Below are 21,463 nucleotides of genomic sequence, written 5' to 3' on the forward strand. Positions count from 1 at the left end.
GCGGGCACGTACGATCCGCAGGACAGCAGCAAAAAGACAAGAAAAACGCTTCCACAGCCCGAGCGCAGCGAGGCCCGATTCCCTGTGCGGCACAGACCCGGACCCAAGGGGCACCCCCATCGCGCGTAAGGGCGTTCGGGGCCCCTCGGGACTGGAGGGGTTCCCGTGCTTCCTGAGCCCTTCCTCGCCGGGGCCTGGCTCTCTACGATGGCAGCATCGGTTCGGCAAGACGACACATGAGCAGCGGAGGTTTCCTGATGCAAAGCTTGCGGGACTGGTTCTCGAAACGATCATGGTGGACAGTGGCGGCCATCATGGCCATCCTGTGGGCCGCGGGAATGTACGGTATCCAGGTGGCCATCCGGCCGGACCGGGCCGGCTGGGGATTGCTGGCGGGGTCTTTGGTAGGCGGGGTCCTGTTTGGGATCTGCATGGCGCTCGTCTTCCGGAACCTGCAAAAGAAGTATGGGGGCGGGGACACCGCCGGAGCCATCGAGAAAGCGATCAAAAGGGCCGTTTGCCCGAGGGCGTTCAGCCGGAGGTCTGGCTTCCTTTACTGGAGCGCAAGCGGCGTTCCGACCGTTTCATGGCGTGGGCGGGTCCAATCGAGTTTGGTCTTTTCGCTGCGCTGGAACTGTACCTCGGCATCACGGAACCCGGAGTGTGGTTCTGGTGGCTGGCTGCAGCCGCGTTTGTTTGCTTCGGGATCTGGACGCCGGTGTGGGCTGTCCGTCGCAGACCAAGGATCGATACCTTGATTGCCGGCCTCAAAGCGCAATAACGTTAATGCCGCCCCTCCAACCTTCGATCAACAGACAGACAGACGTCGGTCCGATCTTACTCAGCTGGAGGATCTGGCAAGCGCTCGGGATGCTTGGGGTCCCTGCCTCGTTCGCGCCAATATTCGTCCCGCTGCCACAGCGTGAACCGGGTAACCCAGACAATCAACACAACCGTCCCGATAAACATGAACGCAGCCTTGACCTCGAGCCAGGGCTCGCCGAGCGGCACGAAATTGAGGACAGACGTAACAAGCAAGAAGGGCAGCAAGAAGCAAGAAATGCGGGTAAGTCTGCGCTTCACCTCAGGACTGGCCGCAGACTTCCCTGTTGGCGGCGTTCTCTCGGATCGAGACGGCATACCTGAGCTGAACCACAAGCGCAGATAATCCGGTAGAACACCTGCCCTGCCGGTGCTTGAGTGCTTGAGCGCACGGCATTGCGAGGCAACCGGCCGTCAGGCCGCAATCGGTAGTACCGCCACGGGCGTCGGCGTGTAGATGGTGCCGTCGCGGAGCATGGCCCAGAGGACGTTGAGTCTTCGCCGTGCCAGGGAGAGCATGGCCTGGATGTGGGTTTTGGGATCCGTGTCTGACCGGTGCGGCGGATCCCGTCCGGGGTCCGGTACTTTGGTGAGCAGCAAAAGGGCTGCTTTGGAGCGGCTGTAGTCAAAGGCGCGCTCCAGCCCTGATTTTTCATGACGGTGGGGTTGGCCGTTTTTTCGGGCGGGCGGGTTGATGGGCGGTTGTTTTCTGTTTCCGGGCAGGATGGTGTGCCCGTTGGATCGCTCGGGGTTGGCGCTGGTTCCACTTCCGGTGATGGGGCTGGTCGTCGGGACGGGGTCGTGCCTGTTCATCCCGGGGCGGCGGGCTGGAGCTGTTTGAGGCGCCTGGTGTTTTCCAGGAGTAGCTTCAGGAGGCCTTTTTCCGGTGCTGATTCCGGGAGCAGCAGCTGCCTGCGGCGGGCGCGGGTGATGATTTTTCCGGCGGTCGCGAACAAGCGGTAGCGCCAGCGCTTGATGTCCCATGTCCTGGCCTGGTGGCCGTCGGGCAGTGCGGTGAGCTGGAGCCAGGAGACGAGGTTGCACGCCAGCGCGGCGATGTCGGCCCAGGCCTGGTTCGCGGCGAAGTCGTAGAACGGGAGTTTGCCCAGACCGGTGTTCTTCAGGGTCTTGATCCGGTTCTCGCACCGGCCGCGGGCACGGTGGCGTGCGTCCAGGAACGGGCCGTGCCAGCGCGGTGCGTTTGTCAGGAACGCGGTGATGCGGTGCCCGTCCAGGTCCAGCAGGGTCGGTTGCGCGCCGGGGTGCAGCGGCTCGGCCCGGAGGTAGATGTTCGTGCCGGGCGGGTAGTCCTTCAGCGGGATCACTTCGGTGGCGTTGATGACCCATGCGTCCGTGCGGTCGGCCCCGTGCTGGTCCAGGGCCGGTTGCCAATACTGTTTGTCGTTGATCCAGTCGACCATGTGCGCCTTGCCCGCCGGGACCGGGTACGAGACAGAGAACTGTGCTCCCGCGGCGTGCAGGTGCCAGAGGAACTTCCGCGACGCGCCGGCACTGTCGGTGCGGACCAGGAGGCGCTGCCCGTCCAGCCTGCCCTGGGGGAAGAACGCCTCGGGAAGCTGGGAGACGGCAGCGTCGAAGACGCGGATGTGGTCATCGGCGCTGTTCGCGCCCGCGCTGCCGGGCCGCAGCAGGCAGGCAAGGATTTCCCCTGTGCCGTTGGAGGTGCCGTAATCGACGCTGGCGATGAACGGGGCAAAGCCGTATCCGCCCTTGTAGGTGCCGGCGGCGTTTTCCTTGTCCGAGTGGGAGGTCACCAGCGTGGCATCCAGGTCCAGGACCGAGGGATCGGCCGCGGTGGCCCTGGCCGCAGGGTTCCGGTTCCCGGCCGCGTCCCAGGCCCTGGCCCGCAGTTCCCGGGTGAGGGTTTCGTAGCCGTGGCTGAACAGTTCGGGGTTGGCGACGGTGCGTTCGAAAAACCGGGACACGGTCGCGTTCGAGGGCACCGGGCCGAAGAGTCCGGGCGAGGACCGCAGGATGTCCAGGTCCGTGGCGTGCTCGCCGCCGGCGGCCAGCATCACCCCGAGCGAGCCGAGCAGGCTGCCGGGCCGGTGCCTGGCCCCGGACGGGACGAACTGGCCCAGCCGGTCCTCGCACAAGCCCCGGAATCCGAGTGCATCAACGAAAGAGGTCAGCACGTTCAGGCCGGCGTGGGAGACCAGCGACTGGCCCGTGAGCGCAACGGCAACAGAGGGAAAAACTCCGGTATTCTTGGACATCAGAAAGGTGCTTCTTTCTGCCAGGGTGGTTAGTGCGTCAACAACACTATTTTCCCAGCTCAGAAGCACCTTTCGTCGTTTAACACGCCCCCAGACAGCCAACCCTCATGAAAACGCCGGGCCAGTGCGGGGAAGTATTCCAGCAGCTGGGCCTGCAGGCGGTTGATCGCCCGGACCCGGTCCGCGGATTTGTCGGCCCGGCGGGCAGTAAGGATCCGCAGACCGGTGCTGGTCTCGTCCCCGGCCCGCAGCGGCTGCAGGTCACGTCGCATCCGGGCCTGGTCGGCGATGACGGCGGCGTCTTTGGCGTCCGTTTTGCCGTCGCCGCGGTAGATCCGGGAGGCGTGGTGCACGGTCCGGCCGGGGATGTAGCGGATGTCCTGTCCGTGGGCGATGAGCAACGCGATCAGCAGCGCCGGCCCTCCGTGATTCAGGTCGATCGCCCAAACCAGCTCGCCGCCCTCAGCCAGTTTCAGGACATTGACGATGAGGTCCAGCAGGGCTGGTTCGTCGTTGGGGACCTTCTGCGAGAGAAGTCGGCTTCCGTCGGCGTCGATCACGACGCAGTGATGATGAGCTTTGCCGGCATCGATGCCGGCCCAAAGGTGTACCAAGAACAGCCTCCAGTCTGTCGGATGAGTAAGGGCCCAGCAGATAACCGCGCCGTCGTGTCCTTATCCGGCGATCATGTCGCGTCTCTCAATCAGCAGTCGGGTCATCGCGGGGGGTGGCGGGCGGCCAATCCTTCGAAGCCGTCACGAGACCGTCCGGCACAGCAACCAGAGCCATACTCGCCTCCCCTGGGTAGCCACGACCCTACAACGGCCGCGGAACTGAACCCGGTAACAACATAAGGACAGCAACCAGAAAACGTCGTAGACAAACAGGGGCAGGGGGTTCGGAGCTCTGCGACGGCGCGCCCTGGACTCGACAGCCGGCCGCGAAGCGGACGCCCCAATACTGGTTGAAGCGCAGCGCAAACCAGGTGCTTGATAATGGGCAAAGGTCTCCTCCGGATTCACCAAACGGTTTTACGAACAAGGACGGTTGGTTCTCTCTGCGGCAGTGAAGGAAGAACGATGAGTGACCTGACTGACGATGAAGAATTGGCACTGGAACGGGATGAGTTGGCGATTGCGCTGACCAACGCCCAACGTGGGCGGGCCGGGATGATGAGGCCGGTTAACGAGGCGCGTCAGTGCAACCGGAACGCCTACGACGATGCGGACGCCGTACTCCGCGCGGGGTTCCGTAAGATCGACGGTTCCGAATGATCGCGTCTGTTCTGGCAGGGCATCGGGTGAACTACGTGGCTTCGTCTTGCCGCTGCGGCAAGACGAAGCCGTCACGACTCTTGCCAAGGTCGGAGGGGACACACCCCGATGGGGTTACGACACATTTTCTGGAAAAGCAGGGCCAGGGCGGACCGCAGCCTGCCCGCGGCCGCGCGGATCGGGCCGGAGCACGGGGAACAGACGCCGGAGAAGCGGGCAGAGCTGGAACAGGCCCGGGCCGCATTTGCCCAGGCGGCCGAAGGGGCCGGTGCGACCAGCTTCCGTGCCCGCACACGGAACGGGACTTCCTCCTGGGAAGAAGATCCGGCCACCGTCCGGGCTCTGGCTGCCGCGCTCAGGCACTACCGCGCAGACGGGGCAGCAGCACCGGAGAGGCCACGGTCGGCAGACCAGTAGGCGGTGCAGCCCCCGGCGGTCCAGGACCAACACCGCCGGTTCACCAGTGACAGCGTAAAAGTTCACGATGTTGGTTGGCCTTGGGAACGGGTTATGCCCACTGGAGGTCAGGTGGAGCCCTTCGCGCAGCTCAAAGCTGTCCCCCTTGGGTGTAACCCGTTCCTGCCGGCGCCCCAGGCGATGGTGCGCAGCCGGTCAAGGGGCCTGTCTCCATTCCCTGCGCGGTTCCTGGCGGCCACGACGGCAGGTGTGGCTGGCGACTCGCCCGGGAGATGGCGGCACGCCGGGTCTTTTCTGTGGATGGTCTGGTGCCGGCTGTCCACAGGGGCGGGCGGCTGGGCGCGGGAGACTGTGGGCAACGCGTGCATAAGCACCCACGCCTGAACGAGGTGGCCGCAAGGCTGTCGCTTCTGGCTTCTAGGATGGATCCCCCGACGGGGCGAGGGAGAAGGAGAAGCATGGAGGATCAACAGCGGCCGCGGGCCAGCGTCTGGCAGATCGCGGGCGTCTGGATCGCAGCTGCAGCGCTGCTGCTGACGGCGGCACGGATGGGTCTGGATCTGTGGCAACTGATCGGACACTGACAGCCACCGGCGGGGCGTTCCGCGACCGCACGCCTATGGATGGGCCTCATCCGGCGAAGCTGCGCGCTTTCCGGACGGCGCCGACCTGATGACCGGTAAGGGAGCAGTGTCGAAGAACCGGTATTCCCTCACGGGAAGGCGCATCGATTTTCCGGCGGCCTCGCTTTCTCACGGATGAAATCGTGGTCCTCCGGGGAGAGTACGACCCGCCCGTGCCGGTCACACGCAATCTCCGGGCGTGCGTCTTTGGTGATCTTGGCCGACAGTGCGGGCGGCAGGACAAGACATGCCGGATTTTCCAGAAGCCATGTCCGGGTCGCGGAATCGAGCCGGTCCCACTCGTCTTTCAGGCTCACGCTCCCGAATACCGCCTTCCGTCCGGGGGGCCTTTCCTGAATGAATTCCGTCCAGATTACCCCTTGACGCCAAGGCGATAATAAGACGCCGCTGCAAGTTCCCCGCTCTGCGTTGTTATCGTTGGAAGGTCCCGTCTGGTCCCCATCAGACGGGACCTTTCGTCCCGAGAGCCGTTCCGCGGCCAAGGGATCAAGTGCAACAAAGTCCCTTCCAAGAGGATCTGCATGTGCGGTCGCTACTCAAACGTCAAGACCATGAACCAGCTGGGCATCGAATTCGGCGCACAGCTAGGTGGCGGGGTCCGCGAGTCCGCACCGAATCTGGACGTGCGCCCCACAACGCAGGTGCCTTTCCTGCAGGCCCGGCTCGGCGAGGATGGCACGGTCCGCCGGGAACTGTCCGTTGGGCTCTGGGGCATGATCCCCACCTTCGCCAAGGCTTTTGAATCCAACTTCGCTACCTTCAACGCCCGCAGCGAGGACGTTGGCGACAAGCCGACATTCAGGGCCTCTGTTCCGCGGTGGCGGGCAGCGGTTCCGGCCACCGCCTACGCCGAGTGGAAGAAGTCAGGGCCCAAAAGGACGGACCCGAAGCAGCGCTACGAGATCGCGCCTGCCGACGGCGGCGGGACCATCGCCTTCGCCGGGCTGTATGCGCCCTGGCGCAACCCAACCGTGGAGGACGAGTCGCACCCGGACGCCTGGCTGCTGTCCTGCACCATCCTGACCATGCCCGCTCCCCCGCTGGACTCCGGGCAAGGCCCGCCCTGGCGCAGCTGGGCGCGCTGCATGACCGGCTGCCCATCCCGCTGGCCGCCGGCACGATTGACGCCTGGCTGGACCCGCGGGACAAGGACGGCCTTGGCCTGCTGGATCTCGTGCGCGGCGAGGCGTACGACGTCGCCGCAGACTGGGACCTGCGGCCCGTCGAACTCGTCAAGGACGAGGACGGACGGCAGCGCCTGGAAACAGTGGATAATCCCCTCGTCTGAGGCCGCCTAGACCTCTTGGGTAGGTCGGTTGTCGGTCCCGGCCGTACAATCAATTATCGAACATATATTCGATAACCCTTGAGGATGGTGGGCCATGCAGGTGACGGTCCTGGGCACAGCCGGAACGCTCACCGGACCGCTCCTCATGGCCCCGGTGAGCGTCGAGGCCGGCTTCCCGAGCCCCGGGCAGGACTATTACGACGGACCCGTTGATCTGACCCGCGAGCTGGTCACGGACCAGGCCGCGACGTTCTTTGTCCGGGTATCCGGGCCGTCGATGGAAGGCGCCGGGATCAGCGACGGTGACGTGCTGATCGTTGACCGCTCCCTCACCCCGAAACACGGCGACGTCGTGATCGCCGTGCTGGACGGGGAACTGACGGTGAAGCGGCTGATCATCGACCGGCACGGGGTGATCCTGCGCCCGGAAAACCCTGCGTTCCCGGACATCAGGGTGCCCGAACTGGCACAAATGGAAGTGTGGGGGGTGGTGAAAATGAGCCTTCACTACCTGGTCGATCACCGCCGGGCACAAAGTGCATGACCTCGTCGCCCACGTGGACATGAACTGCTGCTACGTCTCATGCGAGCGGATCTTCGACCCCTCGCTGGAGGGCAAACCCGTCATCGTGCTCTCCAACAACGACGGGTGCGCGGTCAGCCTCAGCCCGGAAGCAAAAGCCCTGGGCATCACGCTGGGAGTGCCGTGGTTCCAGCTCGCCCCGCGGGCCAAGGAATGGGGGCTGATCCAGAAGAGCAGCAACTACGAGCTCTACGCCGACATTTCCCGCCGGGTCATGGAAATCCTTTCCCGGCACAGCGCGTGGATCGAGATCTACTCGATCGATGAAGCATTCCTGGGACTCGGCCCCCGCGCAACCGAAGATGATTTGGCGGCGATGGGCCGGCGGATCAAGGACGAGATCCGGCGCCTTGTCGGCGTGCCGGTCTGCGTCGGCATCGCGAGAACGAAGACCCTGGCGAAACTCGCGAACAAAACCGCGAAGAAGATGCCCGTGTTCGGCGGGGTCTGCGTCTGGGAAGGTACGAGGCCCGCATGGCGTGCGCAGCTGCTCGCGGGCCTGCCGGTGTCCGAGGTCTGGGGCATCGCGGGCAGGCTGACGCGCCGCCTGGGCGCGATGGGGATCTTCTCGATCGCGGACCTCGCGGCCGCCGACCCGGTGGCCATCCGGGACAGGTTCAACGTCGTCGTGATGCGGACCGTGCTCGAACTGCAGGGCACGCCGTGCATCGACTTCGAAGAGGAAAAGCTCGGCAAGGAACAGCTGATCTTCAGCAGGTCCTTCGCGACCCCGATCACCACCCGGTCGGCCATGCGGCAGGTGCTCTCCGTCTACGCGCAGCAGGGATCCGCGCGCCTGGAGAAACACCACCAGAAGGCCAAGATCCTCACCGCGTTCGCCGGGACCAGCTTCTACAACGCCCACGAGAAGAGTTTCCCGTCCGTGCTGGTGCCGTTGCCGGCACCGACGTCGGATCCGGTGGTGTTGGCGAAGGCCGGCCAGCAGCTCCTGCCGAACCTGGCCGAAGGCGTGAAGTACGTCCGGGCAGGGATCATGCTCACGGCCCTCTCCCCCGCCACCGGGCAGGAGGCCTTCGAGCCGTTCCGCTTCGCCCACGAAGACCAGAGCATCAGCTCCCTGATCGAGAACGTGAACCGCCGGCACGGCCGCGGCCTCGTCGGACTCGGCTACGGCGGGCTACGCCCCGGGCCCTCCTGGCAGATGAAACGCGACTCCCTCTCCCCCAGAGCCACCACACACTGGGACGAACTCGCCGTCGTGAAAGCCTCCTAACCTTCGCATCAGGCAAACTTGGAGCCGTGGAAGTTGAACTGACCATCGAAAGCCCGAACGCCGAACAGAGCCATGTCAGCGCCCCCGGCGCCACCTACGAAGACGCCCTGGCCAAGGCCACGAAACTCGTCCCGGAAGGGTACCGGCAGATCGTCATCCGCAAACACACCGACTGAACCGGCTCCCGGACAGGGGTTAGTCCTGGCTCCGGGGCCGGCCATAGTACATCCGGCGCCAGTATGCCGCTTCCGCGTTCGTGAGTATCTCGTAGATCCTCTCCACGGTGAACTTCCCCAGGTAAGGGCGCTCGGCGGGTTCGAGTTCTCCCAAGGACTCAAGCGCGGAAGCCAGGAGCACATCATCCTCGATGGACTCCTCCACCCATTCCTTCACACCGTCGGCTGCCAGGTCTTCCCATGTGTAGGGGGAAGTCGCGATGGCCTCACGGACCGCCGAGAGCCTGACCCCGATGCTGCTGCCGCGCGAGCTGCTGTAGAGGCGCGCCTGATAGTCGTCGGAGGTCACAGACACCAGAAGCGCCCGGCCAGACGGAGGATGCAGCGAAGTCCGGGCAACTTGGTAACGGGTCAAAACGTGGTGCCGGTGGTCGAGCTGTTGGCGGATTTCCCGGATGCGGTGACCGAGGCGGGGCGCGCCCGCAAGGTGGGTGCGGTTGCCCTGGTTGCTACCGTCGATGTCGTTGCGAGGTGCCATGATGTGATCCTGGGCGGCGATGGTGTTTCCGCCTTTTCTTCATGGTATTCCCGGCGGCACAACGCGACACAGATGAAGTGATGGCCGCCCACACGTCATGTCTGGTGCAGGGTCTCCCGACGCTGTCGGAATCGCGACCAAACATAGAACCTCAAACCGCCGCGCAGGTTCCACGACGAAATAGGTGTTCGGTTTGTCCATGGCAAGACACGGGTAAGAGCGCCGCAGTCGTGGCCTCCTGCGCACAGCACCCCGCCCCCTAGCTTTCCAGAGGCCGTCCGCGAGGTACGCCACCGGGGTCGACAGCGAATTCATTCCCGCCATTGTGGGCCCGCTCAAGAGCTTCCACCTCCCGTTCAACCGCAGCCAGGATGAAGTCCGAAAGGGTACGGGAACCCGTCAGGTGCCGCGTCGCCATGTAGGCTGCCCGCATCCGTGAACCAGATTCCTTCGACTGGAAGAAGCTGGTCTTCCGGTACACCTTCTTCGCCGGAGGTTCTTCTTCCTGCATGGAAGGCGCGACCTGGGCCGGTGCCTGTTCGGGCTGAGGAGCGTATTGAAAAGGTTGCGTGTAGACGGGCTGTTGCTGTGTTGCGTTCTGGGTGGACAGCGCAACAGGTGTCTGCACCGGCTGCATCTGCACGGGCGTGGGTTGGGGTTCAACGGGCACCTGGGCGGGCTGGGGCTGGAAAGCTCCAAGTTGAGCCTCTGCATGTGCCTGGGCAGCCGGAGGCTGGACAGAGATTTGTTGTACGGGCGCTGTGACCTCCGGCGCGGGAGCCGGCACGGAATACAGTCGTTCGGGCTGACGCTCGGCGTTCATATCCGGTTCCACCGCCGATGTCATATCAGCGATCACACTGGTCGCTCGTGCTTTCTTCAGGCCACCACGGCGAAGATTCGCCAGGGCATCAGGCGTTCCTCCCCGTTCGGGAGCCGGTCCGGGGCGGCTCATGCGTTCGCGCCCTTCCAAACGACCGTGGCCAGCTGGATGAGATCTGCTCGGTGCTCGGAACCTTCAGATCCGTATGCACGCATCGGCAGCGAAGCGGCCTGGGCTTTTGCGAAGACCTCTGCATCGCGGATCATCGGCTCCAGTACAAGGTCCCCGAAGTTGACGTTTACTTTCTCGATCCAGTGCACCTGATCCGGGCGGTTCTTCTTGGTCTTGTTGATAACGACACCCAGAAGTTCGATGTCTTCGTTCAAGTTCTCCTGGACTTCCGAAATGGTGGTGACAATCTCGGAAAGTCCTTCCACCGAGGCGACCCGGGGTTCAGTCACCAATAGTGCATGTGTTGCGGCCGTTAGCGCGTTGACCGTCAAGAGCCCCAAGGACGGAGGGCAGTCGATGAGGATGATGTCGTAGTCGTCAGTTACACCCTTCAGCGAGATACGGAGACGATGTTCCCTGGCCATCATGGAATCCCGTTCACGGGAGGCCAGGTTGCGCTCTGCGGCAATCAAATCGAGCTGCGGGAAGTTTTCCTTCTTCTCGGACTTGGCTTGCCAAGCCTCCCCTGCGGCCATGATGGCGTCAGCCGCAACACCAGGCAGTATTTTCTGGTTGTTCGATTCGTCGCCGTACAGGACGTCGTTGAGTGTGAAATCAGGGCTGTTGATTCCGAAGGCAGAGGTCACGTTGTACTGAGGGTCCGCATCAATGACAAGGACCTTCAAGCCGAGGACCCGAGAAAACACCTCTGCCAGCCCGGTGACCAGGGTCGTCTTGCCGACGCCACCCTTCTGGTTGCAAACGGCGATGATCTTTGCCGACATGACTGGGGTACCTTCCGTTGCACTACTCAAAGACAGAGAACGGTGCGGAAGGCCCACGTGTGGCGGGAAGCATCGGGCCGGCACCGATGGGTTAACCCTAACTGGCACCCTGCCGGATGGTTGCACGCCACGCCCGAAGAGCCCCAATTCGCAAATGGTTCCATTGGAGCCAATGCCGCCTTGTGCGCATATGCCACCTTTTGCGTCGTTTGCGCGAACGGCTCTTATCCCTCTATTTGAGCTAAAGGTTCCGAAGGTGGCATATGCGCTTTGGGTTCTCTTTGCGCACTACGTAGATCGTGAAGGCCTTTGCTCAAATGGTTCCATTGGTGGCATTTGAGCGGACCGTGTCGCCTCGACGAGCAGTCCCGACCTTGCGCATATAGTTCCGTTTAATTCCCCGGGATCAACGGTAGTGTCAACATCCCGAAGAGAATATGGTTCCATTTGCTCTTCCAACTGGATCACCTCCGAACCCTTCCCTTTGACAAGCTATCAACATTGAGGAACTAAGCACCCGTAAACACAAGGATTCGCAAAAGGTTCTATTTTTTGGTAGCGCACTCGTGTTAAGACGTGGTGGACCGGGTAACGCAAATGGTGGCATATGCGCCAATGAAACCTGGCTGATCAGCCACGAGGCCCCCAGTGACAGTTACGCATATGGTGGGATTTGCGTCGAGGGCTCGACTCGGGCCGTCATGCACATATGGTGGGATTTGCGCCCGGTTCGCAATGGTGGCACATGCTCAAAAGGTTCCATATGCGCCAATGGTCCTGAGTGGGCCGAGCGGTTCTGTTTACGCAAAAGGCACCAAATACTCTTATAGAACCTTTTGCGCGTAAAGTACTGAATCCGCAAAAGGTGCCCTTTACGCTAATCCCACTTCTGAAACAACCGGCACCCGCTGCGCAAATGGTGCCATTTGGGTACGTTGCTGCCCCCGCAAGCCTCATCTCCCAGGCGCCCTGCGAGTACCCCGTCCCGACACCGGGATGCGCCCGGCTACGTACCTTTGGTGAACCACTTCGTCGTGGCAACCAGCGAAGGACTGAGCTCCCTGGGAATCGATGTTGCGGTTGACGCGACGCGTCTGGCGTCTACGAGTGGCCCAGAAGCATCAGACAGGACCTGCCGCCAGCCATTACAGGTCTCTCTGTAGTTCGTTGTGTCGTGAGTCTCTACATCCCGCACGATGGTTCCCCTGCAGGCACCTATTGCTCAAATGGTGCCATTTGAGCAATAGGTGCCTGCGGAGCTTGAACCGAACGGAACCTAAGGATCAATGGACGCATATGGAACCATTCCGGCTATGTCCGCAAATAGAACCTTTTTGCGTCCCAGTTTTCAAACCTCAACATCACAGGGGAGGGGAAGTGGAAGACCGGAGGTCGTGGCTAAGCCAGCCAGAATGGGGGCATTTGCGCCAAGTAAAGAAGTGCCGGAAAGCCGTTCATCTGAGGTCCGGGCGACAAGGCGGGCAGCATGGGGAGGTATGTACGGAGTTGAGGACGCCGTGAAGGAGCTGGGTGGAAGGTGGGGGAGTGGTTCCAGGTCGGCTGCGATGACGATCGTGAGTCAGAGGAGGGCTGAGGGTTACTACCTGATGCTTGGGTAATGTCGTCCTGCTTGCGGGCTCGCGACAGATATCGCTGAATCGTCCGGATGCTCTTCCCGATCTCCTTGGCGATATCTGCCAAAGTCCGTCCCAGGGACCTTAGGGCTGTTGCCCTGGCCGCTCCGGTATCGGCTTGGCTCGTACGCGCTTGGGTGCCCTTGAGGGCGTTCTCCGCGGCTGCTGCACGCTTGGAACGGGTCGTCGACTGCCCGCCCTTCCTGCCTTTTGCTGCGAACCACGTATTGACTGCGCCGCTGCGTAACCGGCCCTTGCCGTTGGCGACCTGGCGCACCGCCGATGCTGCTAGATCGCGGATTTCCCGGTGGGGGAGGGGAGTGGTCAGTGCACTGTTGAGGGAACTTGCGTAATCGAGGGATTCCTCCAGAGCCGGCAACTTTCCGGTGGCCTGGTAGCGGCCCCACAGCTCGCTCCTGGTGCGGTAGAAAATGGCGTTGTTTCTCCCGATGGCAGCGTCAGCCTCTGGGGGCCTCTGTGGAGCGCCCACGGCCGGGGAGGAGGGCCAGGCCGAGAACTCCTCGTCGAACGGGTCGCGATAGTTCTGCATGTGAAGCCGGAGCTCACCAAGGGAGTATGGCTGAACACGGCGGCCGAAGCGGACATCCCCCGCGGGGGAGTGGGCAGCAGGGTTCCGGACAAGGAAGCGTGTAAAAGCGGCATCGTTGACGGTCAGCAGGTCCAGGGCGCGCTGGACTTCCTGTGCGTACCGGATCGGGTGTGGCCGTGCCCCTTGTCCAAGGAGGACAGGCTCGATCATCCAGCCGGCCTGTGCGTGGCCGTTGGCGGGGTTCTCGATGATCCAGTGCGGCTCAGGCACGGCAGGGTGCAGTAGCCGCACGAGGGCGTCGTCATGGTCCACGTCGACGACGAGGAAATTCAGGTAGTCTCCGGGGTTGATCTGGATGAACTGGAAATGAGCCATGGCGAGACCACGGTGTAGGTAGGCGGAATGCTTGGTCGGACCGCCGCGGAAAACATGAATGCGGTGGTGGCGGACGATGGCTTGTTTTACGGCATGGTGGAGGTCCTCAGGGCGTGCGGAATCGGGTGCGCCGGTGGCGACGCGCCGAATTCCACGCATTGAAGAGTCCAGCTGCCCGTGTAGACTGACAGGCATAACAAAGGACCCTTTCGGGGGTTTCTGTTAGGGAATAGCCCTCAAAAGAGCCATTCCTCGCTCAGCGCCTGGGTAGCCGGGAAGCAGTCAGGTGCAGAGTATTGATTTCATCGGAAGGCCCGCCTAGTGCGGGCCTTCTTGTGTCTAGGCGATGCGGCCGATAGGCAGCTCTCCTTGCAGTCGTAGGGAATTGGGACCTTCCGGACCCAGTTTCTCGCCGATTAGGGCAGCCACGAACTCGCTGACCGTCAGATTTTCTGCTTTAGCTGTCTGGGCCAGCCGATCGTAAACATCCACCGGTACGCGGCTTCCAACGAAGCGGCGGTCGCCCTTGCTTCGCTGTCCGCCTCCACGGTTTCCTGAGGTAGCCATGTGATCCAACGTCCTTCGAATCTCGTGCCTGGTGCCTGGGGCTTCCAAGATGGATTTAGCAGGCTGGCCAGATGCTAATGCGATGTTCTGGAACTTTGTTGCCGGACCGGACCGGGTGGTCCAAGCTAAGGACTCCGCTTTCACGATTTCCTGTAACTTTTTCCGGTTCATCTGAACTTACCACCGGTTAAAGCCGAGTCCCGGGAGGCTGAAAAAGTTTGTAGCCTCCCGGTCTTGATCGCCCGAATGACGGGGGAGTAGGGCCGCGCGGGCATCTGAACGGACGCGGTATTTCGAGGTACCAATATCGGTCTTAGCGCAAATGGAACCATTGGTTTTCCGGACTTTCCGGGTCATTGAAAGAGCATTTCAAGTCCAAATAGTGGAATGGTTCCATTTCCGATAAAGGAACCTTTTTCGCGTCTGGGAACCGGAACTGCCGCGCTCCCAGGGAGAGCGGGCTGGTTGGTGTCCGCTGGATGAAGACGAGGGGTTCGAAGATCATTTTTTGATCCGGCGTGTCGGCGTGTCGGATTGTGGCCCATCAGTGTTAAAACCTTCGGGGTGATGACTGAGATGCGCTGCGTGGTTTCATCCCGGGACGTCATGGGACACTCGTGAACGCCAAATGTGACAGGGTCCAGTCGTCTGGAGGCCCTTCAAACGACTCCCACGGATAGTCTTCACCCGGTGACAGGAGCTCGGCGGCGGTATTGACGTGCCTGGACAGCCACTCCCGCCAGATGATCCTTTCTGTCCGGTACTTCTGCAGTTGGACGGCGACGGATTCAAGAACCCCGAAATGTTCGGCAAGCTCCTTCAGCGAAGTTGTCGGTACCACTGACCAGTCTTTGCGGGTGTCCCGGGCGATCATGTTCCAGGCGGCCATTACTTCGAGCGCTTCGCTGACAGCGGTACGTGAAAGTCGGGTGATCCGGACGAGGTCCGCCGTTGACAGACCGGGGGACTGCTCGAGGGTTTCGTAGACGAATGCCGCCGGCAACCCCAGCTCCCTGAAGACAGGACGAAGGGCATGGACTTTGCCCTTACGCCATGTCAGGTCTTCCGCGGCCAGCTTTACATCTTCAGGGACCGTCAACATATAGAGGTCACCCTTGGTACCACGGCCTTCTTCCACCAGGGTGACCAGAGGATCTTTTTCGCTGCGCAAGGCTCTCAGATGCGACCCGACCGTCGTGTGATCCAGGCCCGTGGCCACCGCAATAGACCGGACGCCGAATTCAACAAAACGTGATGCTGTCTTGTGGGCCGCCTCCCCCAAAGCTCGCAACACCATGCGGCGGGCAAGTCCCGTCCTGGAATCCGTGTAGGCGTGTTCTTTCAAACGGAGAGCATTTTGCCAGGTTCTGATGAACCGATGCTCTGCATCGGAACTCGACGTAGTCGGAATACCTTGGATCCCCTGGGGCTGTGTATTTGGCTGGCTTGTGGGGAATATACGGGCATTGTTCTTTCGGTCCGCAGATTCCTTGTTTTTGCTCAGATAGTCGACTGTCTTTACCCAGTCACGGCGCAACGCCGACAGCCGGTGTCGGGAACCGTACCGAGCGTAGAAGGATGCAAGCCCTGGCCAGATCCCTTGCAGAATCCGCCGTTCGACTTCGGCCAGCCCCATACCGGCAGCTGCGGCCCCGGTGAGAACTGCCTGCCTGGCCTCGGAATCGGAGGTGTACCGGTTCGCGTCGTAAAGCCCGGTGAGGGCCATCTGCTGCATGGCACGTGACATCCGGCCTGCGGGGTGCTGGACCTTTAGTGGATCGTCGGCCGCGGGTGTGAAATCCTGCTCGAGGCGCAGCGCCCGAACTGCGGCTATCTCGCTGGCCAGGTCATCGTTCATCGCGGACCAGACCGAGACCGAATTGGGTCGGCGTGCAATGTCGTAAGCCATGGACAGGGACATGGCGAGTTCCTGGTGGCCTCCACGTTTGTGTGGGGACCCGGGCGTGCGCATGCAACCGTGAAGAATGTTCTGGTGCGGGGTCTTATCCAGCGTCCGGTACCGTGTGCCGAGTGCCTCAACCAAGTCGCGCGCTTCCGAGAAAGTCACGCGTTCGGCCAGCGGGATGTAGACATGACGGCCGCCGCTAGGGGAGTGGTCCTCAATCCAGCGAGCCCCGCAATTGTGCAGCCAAGTCTGAACGGCGCGGACGTCAGCCAGGACACAATCAATGCCGGCGACCGAGGAGTCGAAGTCAAGGAAGATCGCGGCGCAGGTGCCGTCCTTACCGAAGATCCGGACTGCTGCAGGCAACGACGGGAGGGTTTCGGTGAGGTTCCGTTCGTGCTTTTGCGGGTAGGTTCTTCCTGCGTCCCGTGAGAGCCGCATGCGCGGCTGGCCTGCAAGCATGGGTGCAAGTGCAGCCCACACTTCTGCGGGGTCATCTGAATCGCGCGACACGCCAACGCCGAGGGCAGCTGGCAGCACGAGAGCGTGCTGGGGTACGATAACTTTGTTCCTGTCGAATGGAATGACAAAGGGCCAGTCCTGCCAGACTGGTTTTATAGCAGCAAAAAGGTGGGCCTGTGAGGGTCAACCACTCGACTTACTTACTGTCTCGCCGGCCAGCAATCCAGAAAGTAAGTCTCAATCTTCGTCGAAGGCCCGCTAATTGCGGGCCTTCTTCTTTTATGAGGCTAAGCGCCTAAGTGGCAACTCCTCCTGCTGAACTATTGCGTGAAGGTTAGTGTTGGCCAGACGTTGGTCGACCAAGTCGGACAGCCAGTCGCTTACGTACTGGTACCCCTCCGCTTTGGCAATGAGGTCCATTGCGTCTGCCTTCGGTGTAGCGATGCGGAATCCGACGAATTTGCGGTCGCCTTTGGAGCGCCTGCCTGTGCGGGTTATAGGTGCCATCATCCCTGTCCTTTGAACTCGGCAGTGGAAGCCGCCGTTGCTTCAATAGATTGGTCGGGCCGAATGTCTTAGTGGGCCCTGAGAGTCGAATTGCTGGGTAATTCGGCATCTCTGAAACCGAAACTATCACCGGGGAGTGATCTATCCCGGCATTGAAACTGAAACAGCTTTCGGCGTGTTGAAACAGAAACACTCTACCGAAATCAACATCAGCCGCACCAAGTCCTCGTGTCTCCTCCAGTGGCGAGTTAGCCTCGTTCGGTCACTCCGGCTCTGCCCCGCCTGAGCACGCCGACGGCCAATGATGGCATGGTCGTCTACCGGCCGTCGGAGAAGCTGAAGTTGGCTGGACGTCTCGGTGCTGCCCATCTGAGTTCGGACCTGCTCGACTACGCGATTCAAATCATGCGGTGAATCCCGGCTAATCGACCAGCCCGAAGGACCTGCCCAGGGCCTCGTAGTGGCGGCGGAGTTCATCCGTGACCACGGAATATTTGACCCGCCGCCCGGTGCGGTCTTGGACGGGAAGCACTCGCGCCGGGTCGGCAACGACCACCCCTGCGTCCGCGAGCTGATACAGGTGTGCTTTGACTGTCGGCCGACCCAGCCCTGTGCCGTCGGCAACCTCGGCCGCCGTGGCGGGGCCCTTTTCTGTAAGGAAGCCAAGGACGGCAACCTTCGCGTGATTGCCGCCGAACGCATCAATTGCCGCCTCCAGGGAGGCTGGCGCTTTCGGTCGGACATAGCGGGGCATGAGTTATATCTTGCCCCAACCTTTTGAACTTGGTCATACCCAGAAGCGTAGCGCATAGTTAAACTATGCGCTACGCTTCAATCGCAAACAACCATACCGGTTGACCTGTTTTATGACGGATATATGTCACTCAGGAAGTGAGATGGGTCTCTTCAATGGATGTGACAAGAACATACCGCCGGTTTGCGTAAGGATTGCACGGCTCCAATCGATGGATTTTGTCGTGGAGGGCTGGAAGGAAATGGGACCGTACGGGGCAAAAAGGGGGAGGTGCTGGAGATGGGTGGGGTGGTGCCCGTTGGGGTGCGGTGGCCCGCGACGCCGGTTGGGCTCGCCCGCTGCACAGGTCTGGGGGACGCCTTCCGGAATGCCCTCCCGGCTCCGAAGGGCGCGGGCCTCGTGACCTTCCACGGGGAGGCCGGGGCCTTCAAGGATGGCCGCCCGCGGGTAGTTCTGCCGGTACGACCGGGTGGTGTTGTCCTGACGGTCGGAGCCGCCGGCCGGGGACTGTTCTGATGGAGCGTAAGTCACTTGCCCTGGTGGCGCTGCTTGCCATCCCCGGGCTGTTCCTTGGTCTGATCTTCACGATGCTGCTCTTGCTGGCCCCTGCGAAGCCGGCGGTGGCCAGCTGTGGCCCGGGTGTTTCCGTCGTCATCGACGCCGACACCAAGGTTGAGGGGTACACCTCGGAGCAGCTGAAGAACGCCGGGGCGATCATGGGTGCAGGAAAGGCGCTGGGCCTGTCCGTCAAGGGTCAGATGATCAGCGTCATGGTCGCCCTCGGGGAGTCGGGGTTGCGGGTGCTGGATACCGGCGACGGGCCCGGCCCGGACTCACGGGGGTTGTTCCAGCAACGCGGCAACGGCGCGTGGGGCTCCTACGCGGACCGAATGAATCCCGCCATCAGCGCGAGGAACTTCATCAAGGCCCTGCAGGCCGTTCCCGGCTGGGAACTAATGGAGCCGACCATCGCCGCCAACAAGGTCCAGCGCAACGCCGATCCGTACCACTACCGGAAGTACTGGCCCGGGGCGGTCAAACTCGTCCAAGCACTGTCCGACCAAAAATTCAGCCCGGACGACAGCAGCTGCGCCATCCCTGGCCAGTCCGGGGCCGGGGATGACTACCCGTGGAAAAATTTCCCGACCTGGATGCAGGTCGGGGTGAACAAGGCCAGCACCTCGCCGCTGGACATGTACTACCGGGAGTGCGTGGACTTCGCGCTATGGCGGGTGAACCAGCAGATGGGTTCCACCAGCGCACCGTTCAGGTTCCTCAACGGCACCTTCCGCCCGGACGGGCAACGGTTGGGTTCCGCGGTGACGTGGAAGGCCGGATGGGACGCCAAGGGCTGGCCTACCGGCAGCACCCCCCGGGTCGGTGCGGTCGTCTGGTACGCGCCGGGAGCCGGGGGAGCGGACCCGACATTCGGCCACGTCGCGGTCGTCAAAGAGGTCAAGGACAACGGGAGCTACGTCGAAGAGGGCTACAACGGCAACCCGCCCCCGAACGACCACAGCTACTACACCCGGACAGTGGCCAACAACGTCCCCTCAGCCTTCCTGTACCTGCCCGCCCAAGAGGAGAACAAGTGAAAAAGCCCCTGAACCTGCTGACAGTGCCCCTGCTCACCGCCGCCCTGGCTGCCGTGGCCCTGCTCTGCGTCTCCTGCGCCGCGGCAGCGGACACGGCACCGGCAGAATCAGCCAGCACCACCCCTGTCGCGTCCGCGCCCGTCTCCCTGAGCGCCGGCAGCGGCCCACAGGCGCCCGGAGGAACAGCCCCGGCCGCCACCGGCATCACCTGGGACCAGGCCAGCAAAGACAAAGCTATCGAAACCGCCCAGAACGCAATGGCCGACTTCGCCCGGCCCGCCGTGGAGGAAAAGCAATGGGCCAACGACCTTGCCCGCTGGCTGACACCACAGGCCACCGCCGACTACTCGGCGGTGGACCCGGCCAACATCCCGGCCAGCCACGTCACCGGGGCCGCCACCTTGTCCGTCGATGAAGCCAACGGATACGGCGTCACAGCCGCGGTCCCCACCAACGCCGGGGCCTACACCGTCCAGCTGCTCCGCACGGGCAAGGACGCCCCGTGGAAGGTCAACCGGCTCACACCTCCAACGTCCTAAACGCCGCACCTCTGCCACCGCACACACGTAAAGGAAGAAGTTCATGGGTACTGCACCAACCGAGGTCCTGGCCTTTCCAAAGATCAGCGCCATCGTCCGCGAAAACCGGACCGCCGAGGTCATCGTCGCCGGGAACTCCCGGATCGTTCCGGCCGGGGAAACCCTGCAGGACCTGCGCAACAACGCCCTGGCCCTCGTCGTGGGCGAGGCACAAACACTCAAGCGCCCCGTCAGAGTCCAGATCGAGGACCCCGAAGGGCACGGTGAACTGATCGTGCACCCGGACAACAAGATCGAATCCGTCTCCTACGAGCCCCGCCCCGCCCGCCGCCGTGCAGAAGCTCCCGAAACCACGCCCGGGACCATCGCCCCGGCCGTGACCGATACCGCCCCGGCTCGTGCACCCCAGCCGGCAGCCGCCCCGACAGAACCCGCAGCCACTCTCTCAGGACCCGCAGCCACCCTCTCAGAGCCCCCAGCAGTCCCCGCTGCTGCGGCACCAGACGGGCAGCCCTCTCCGCCCCACCCCGTCGAATCCGGCCCAACGCCGGCACCGGCCAACCCCGTGGAACCGCAGACCGCTACCGTCGCAGAGAAAGCGCCTCCGACCCGGCGGACCCTAAAGGAGACCTCGTTCCTGGTCAGCGCCCCGGTACTGGAACCGGCCACCCAGGGCTGGAGGGGGACACTCACACGCCTCGGATTCCGGATGGACCCCTCAGCGGAAGAACTCTCCGAACGGGAGGACATCCGCACCGTCAGCCAGCACTGGCCCGGTCCCCGCACCATCGCCGTGGTCAACCGCAAGGGCGGAGCGAACAAGACCCCCACCGTCGTGATGCTCTCGGCAATCCTCGCCCGCTACAGCGGCGCCGCCACCGTCGCCTGGGACAACAACGAATCCCAAGGCACCCTGGGCTGGCGCACCGAAAAGGGTTCCCACGACCGGAGCGTCCTGGACCTGATCGATTCATCGACCGAGCTCCTCTCCCCGGCAACAAACGCCGCCGAAATCGCCAAGTTCGTCCATCACCAGACCGCCGACAAGTTCGATGTCCTGCGCTCGGACGAGAACGAAGAAGGCGACCACGAAGTCACCGCCGAGGAAGTCGATATCGCCCACCAGGTCCTCACCCGCTACTACCGGCTCGTCGTCATGGACTCGGGCAACACCGCCCGGGCAGCGAACTGGCGCCGCATGATCGACCACACCAACCAGCTCGTCGTCCCCGTGACGGCCATCGAAGACCGCGCCGAAGCCGCCCGGCTTACACTGCAGACCCTCGAATCCCGTGGCGGCCACAACGAGGAACTGGCCCGCAACGCCGTCGTCATCGTCTCCGAATCCACCGACGCCAAGCGCAGCATGACCGGCGAAGCCCTCAAACGGGCCAAAGACGAGGCGCAGCGGATCGCGGACGGCTTTGAACCGTTCGTCCGCGCCGTCGTCCGGATCCCCTACGACCCGGCCCTGGTCAACGGCCCGATCCGCTACGAAGCCCTCCAACCCGCCACCCGGCGGGCATGGCTGGCCGCAGCAGCAGCCGTCGCCGCCGGCTTCTAAGACACCCACCAACAGGCT

Annotated in this window: 20 protein-coding genes and 1 pseudogene; 10 read left to right on the plus strand and 11 right to left on the minus strand. The window is 62.8% G+C overall.

What is annotated here, in order from left to right; all coding sequences use genetic code 11:
* Window positions 1-202: 202 nt before the first annotated feature.
* From AB0O52_RS20245 to AB0O52_RS20260, 4 genes and pseudogenes are all read right to left on the minus strand, one after another.
* Window positions 203-433 (minus strand): hypothetical protein, encoded by a 231-nt coding sequence (locus tag AB0O52_RS20245; RefSeq protein ID WP_364541482.1) that lies wholly within the window; start codon window positions 431-433, stop codon window positions 203-205.
* Between the two features lie 803 nt (window positions 434-1,236).
* Complete coding sequence (locus AB0O52_RS20250) at window positions 1,237-1,635, minus strand: hypothetical protein (protein ID WP_364541580.1); 399 nt, start codon at window positions 1,633-1,635, stop codon at window positions 1,237-1,239.
* A complete protein-coding gene (locus tag AB0O52_RS20255; protein ID WP_364541485.1) occupies window positions 1,632-3,059 on the minus strand; it encodes an IS1380 family transposase in 1,428 nt (475 codons plus the stop codon). Before AB0O52_RS20255 ends, AB0O52_RS20250 begins: the two co-directional genes overlap by 4 nt.
* A 132-nt stretch (window positions 3,060-3,191) precedes the next feature.
* Window positions 3,192-3,673 (minus strand): annotated as a pseudogene (locus AB0O52_RS20260) (IS110 family transposase); the annotation flags it as partial.
* Window positions 3,674-4,138: 465 nt separating this feature from the next.
* Here AB0O52_RS20260 and AB0O52_RS20265 point away from each other — a divergent pair.
* From AB0O52_RS20265 to AB0O52_RS20295, 7 genes are all read left to right on the plus strand, one after another.
* Entirely contained in the window at window positions 4,139-4,333 is a 195-nt protein-coding gene (locus AB0O52_RS20265) for a hypothetical protein (protein WP_364541488.1), read from the plus strand.
* A gap of 108 nt (window positions 4,334-4,441) precedes the next feature.
* Entirely contained in the window at window positions 4,442-4,750 is a 309-nt protein-coding gene (locus AB0O52_RS20270) for a hypothetical protein (protein ID WP_364541491.1), read from the plus strand.
* Between the two features lie 458 nt (window positions 4,751-5,208).
* On the plus strand, window positions 5,209-5,334 hold the full coding sequence (locus tag AB0O52_RS20275) for a hypothetical protein (RefSeq protein WP_364541494.1): 126 nt from the start codon (window positions 5,209-5,211) through the stop codon (window positions 5,332-5,334).
* Between the two features lie 581 nt (window positions 5,335-5,915).
* The gene (locus AB0O52_RS20280) at window positions 5,916-6,692 is read left to right on the plus strand and encodes an SOS response-associated peptidase family protein (protein ID WP_364541496.1); all 777 of its coding nucleotides are present in this window, start codon (window positions 5,916-5,918) and stop codon (window positions 6,690-6,692) included.
* Between the two features lie 84 nt (window positions 6,693-6,776).
* Complete coding sequence (gene umuD / locus AB0O52_RS20285; RefSeq protein WP_364541500.1) at window positions 6,777-7,226, plus strand: translesion error-prone DNA polymerase V autoproteolytic subunit; 450 nt, start codon at window positions 6,777-6,779, stop codon at window positions 7,224-7,226.
* Between the two features lie 19 nt (window positions 7,227-7,245).
* A complete protein-coding gene (locus AB0O52_RS20290) occupies window positions 7,246-8,499 on the plus strand; it encodes a DUF4113 domain-containing protein (protein WP_364541577.1) in 1,254 nt (417 codons plus the stop codon).
* 26 nt (window positions 8,500-8,525) lie between these two features.
* Window positions 8,526-8,675, plus strand: coding sequence for a hypothetical protein (locus tag AB0O52_RS20295; protein ID WP_364541503.1), 150 nt, complete (start codon window positions 8,526-8,528; stop codon window positions 8,673-8,675).
* Window positions 8,676-8,694: 19 nt separating this feature from the next.
* Here AB0O52_RS20295 and AB0O52_RS20300 read toward each other — a convergent pair whose 3' ends face one another.
* The 7 genes from AB0O52_RS20300 to AB0O52_RS20330 all read right to left on the minus strand — a co-directional run bounded on the left by AB0O52_RS20300 (window position 8,695) and on the right by AB0O52_RS20330 (window position 17,747).
* Window positions 8,695-9,213 carry a hypothetical protein gene (locus tag AB0O52_RS20300; protein ID WP_364541506.1) on the minus strand — a complete coding sequence of 173 codons (519 nt, stop codon included), beginning with the start codon at window positions 9,211-9,213 and terminating at the stop codon, window positions 8,695-8,697.
* A 259-nt stretch (window positions 9,214-9,472) separates the two neighbouring features.
* Window positions 9,473-10,036 carry a hypothetical protein gene (locus AB0O52_RS20305; RefSeq protein ID WP_364541509.1) on the minus strand — a complete coding sequence of 188 codons (564 nt, stop codon included), beginning with the start codon at window positions 10,034-10,036 and terminating at the stop codon, window positions 9,473-9,475.
* Window positions 10,037-10,164: 128 nt separating this feature from the next.
* The gene (locus AB0O52_RS20310; RefSeq protein ID WP_364541512.1) at window positions 10,165-10,992 is read right to left on the minus strand and encodes a ParA family protein; all 828 of its coding nucleotides are present in this window, start codon (window positions 10,990-10,992) and stop codon (window positions 10,165-10,167) included.
* A 1,398-nt stretch (window positions 10,993-12,390) separates the two neighbouring features.
* Entirely contained in the window at window positions 12,391-13,710 is a 1,320-nt protein-coding gene (locus tag AB0O52_RS20315; protein ID WP_364541515.1) for a replication initiation protein, read from the minus strand.
* Between the two features lie 180 nt (window positions 13,711-13,890).
* Window positions 13,891-14,118, minus strand: a complete 228-nt coding sequence (locus tag AB0O52_RS20320; protein ID WP_172465678.1) for a hypothetical protein — start codon at window positions 14,116-14,118, stop codon at window positions 13,891-13,893.
* Between the two features lie 604 nt (window positions 14,119-14,722).
* On the minus strand, window positions 14,723-16,537 hold the full coding sequence (locus AB0O52_RS20325) for a helix-turn-helix domain-containing protein (RefSeq protein ID WP_364541518.1): 1,815 nt from the start codon (window positions 16,535-16,537) through the stop codon (window positions 14,723-14,725).
* An 877-nt stretch (window positions 16,538-17,414) separates the two neighbouring features.
* Window positions 17,415-17,747: a helix-turn-helix domain-containing protein gene (locus AB0O52_RS20330; protein ID WP_364541521.1), complete on the minus strand. Its 333-nt coding sequence runs from the start codon at window positions 17,745-17,747 to the stop codon at window positions 17,415-17,417.
* Window positions 17,748-18,262: 515 nt separating this feature from the next.
* Here AB0O52_RS20330 and AB0O52_RS20335 point away from each other — a divergent pair.
* The 3 genes from AB0O52_RS20335 to AB0O52_RS20345 are packed head-to-tail and all read left to right on the plus strand — an operon-like array spanning window position 18,263 to window position 21,445.
* Window positions 18,263-19,342, plus strand: coding sequence for a CHAP domain-containing protein (locus AB0O52_RS20335; RefSeq protein WP_364541524.1), 1,080 nt, complete (start codon window positions 18,263-18,265; stop codon window positions 19,340-19,342).
* Window positions 19,339-19,881, plus strand: a complete 543-nt coding sequence (locus AB0O52_RS20340) for a hypothetical protein (protein ID WP_364541527.1) — start codon at window positions 19,339-19,341, stop codon at window positions 19,879-19,881. Before AB0O52_RS20335 ends, AB0O52_RS20340 begins: the two co-directional genes overlap by 4 nt.
* Before the next feature lie 43 nt (window positions 19,882-19,924).
* Window positions 19,925-21,445, plus strand: a complete 1,521-nt coding sequence (locus tag AB0O52_RS20345; protein WP_364541530.1) for a chromosome partitioning protein ParA — start codon at window positions 19,925-19,927, stop codon at window positions 21,443-21,445.
* Window positions 21,446-21,463 lie beyond the last annotated feature (18 nt).

The sequence above is a fragment of the Arthrobacter sp. NPDC080073 genome, from assembly GCF_040686575.1.
GTDB lineage: Bacteria > Actinomycetota > Actinomycetes > Actinomycetales > Micrococcaceae > Arthrobacter.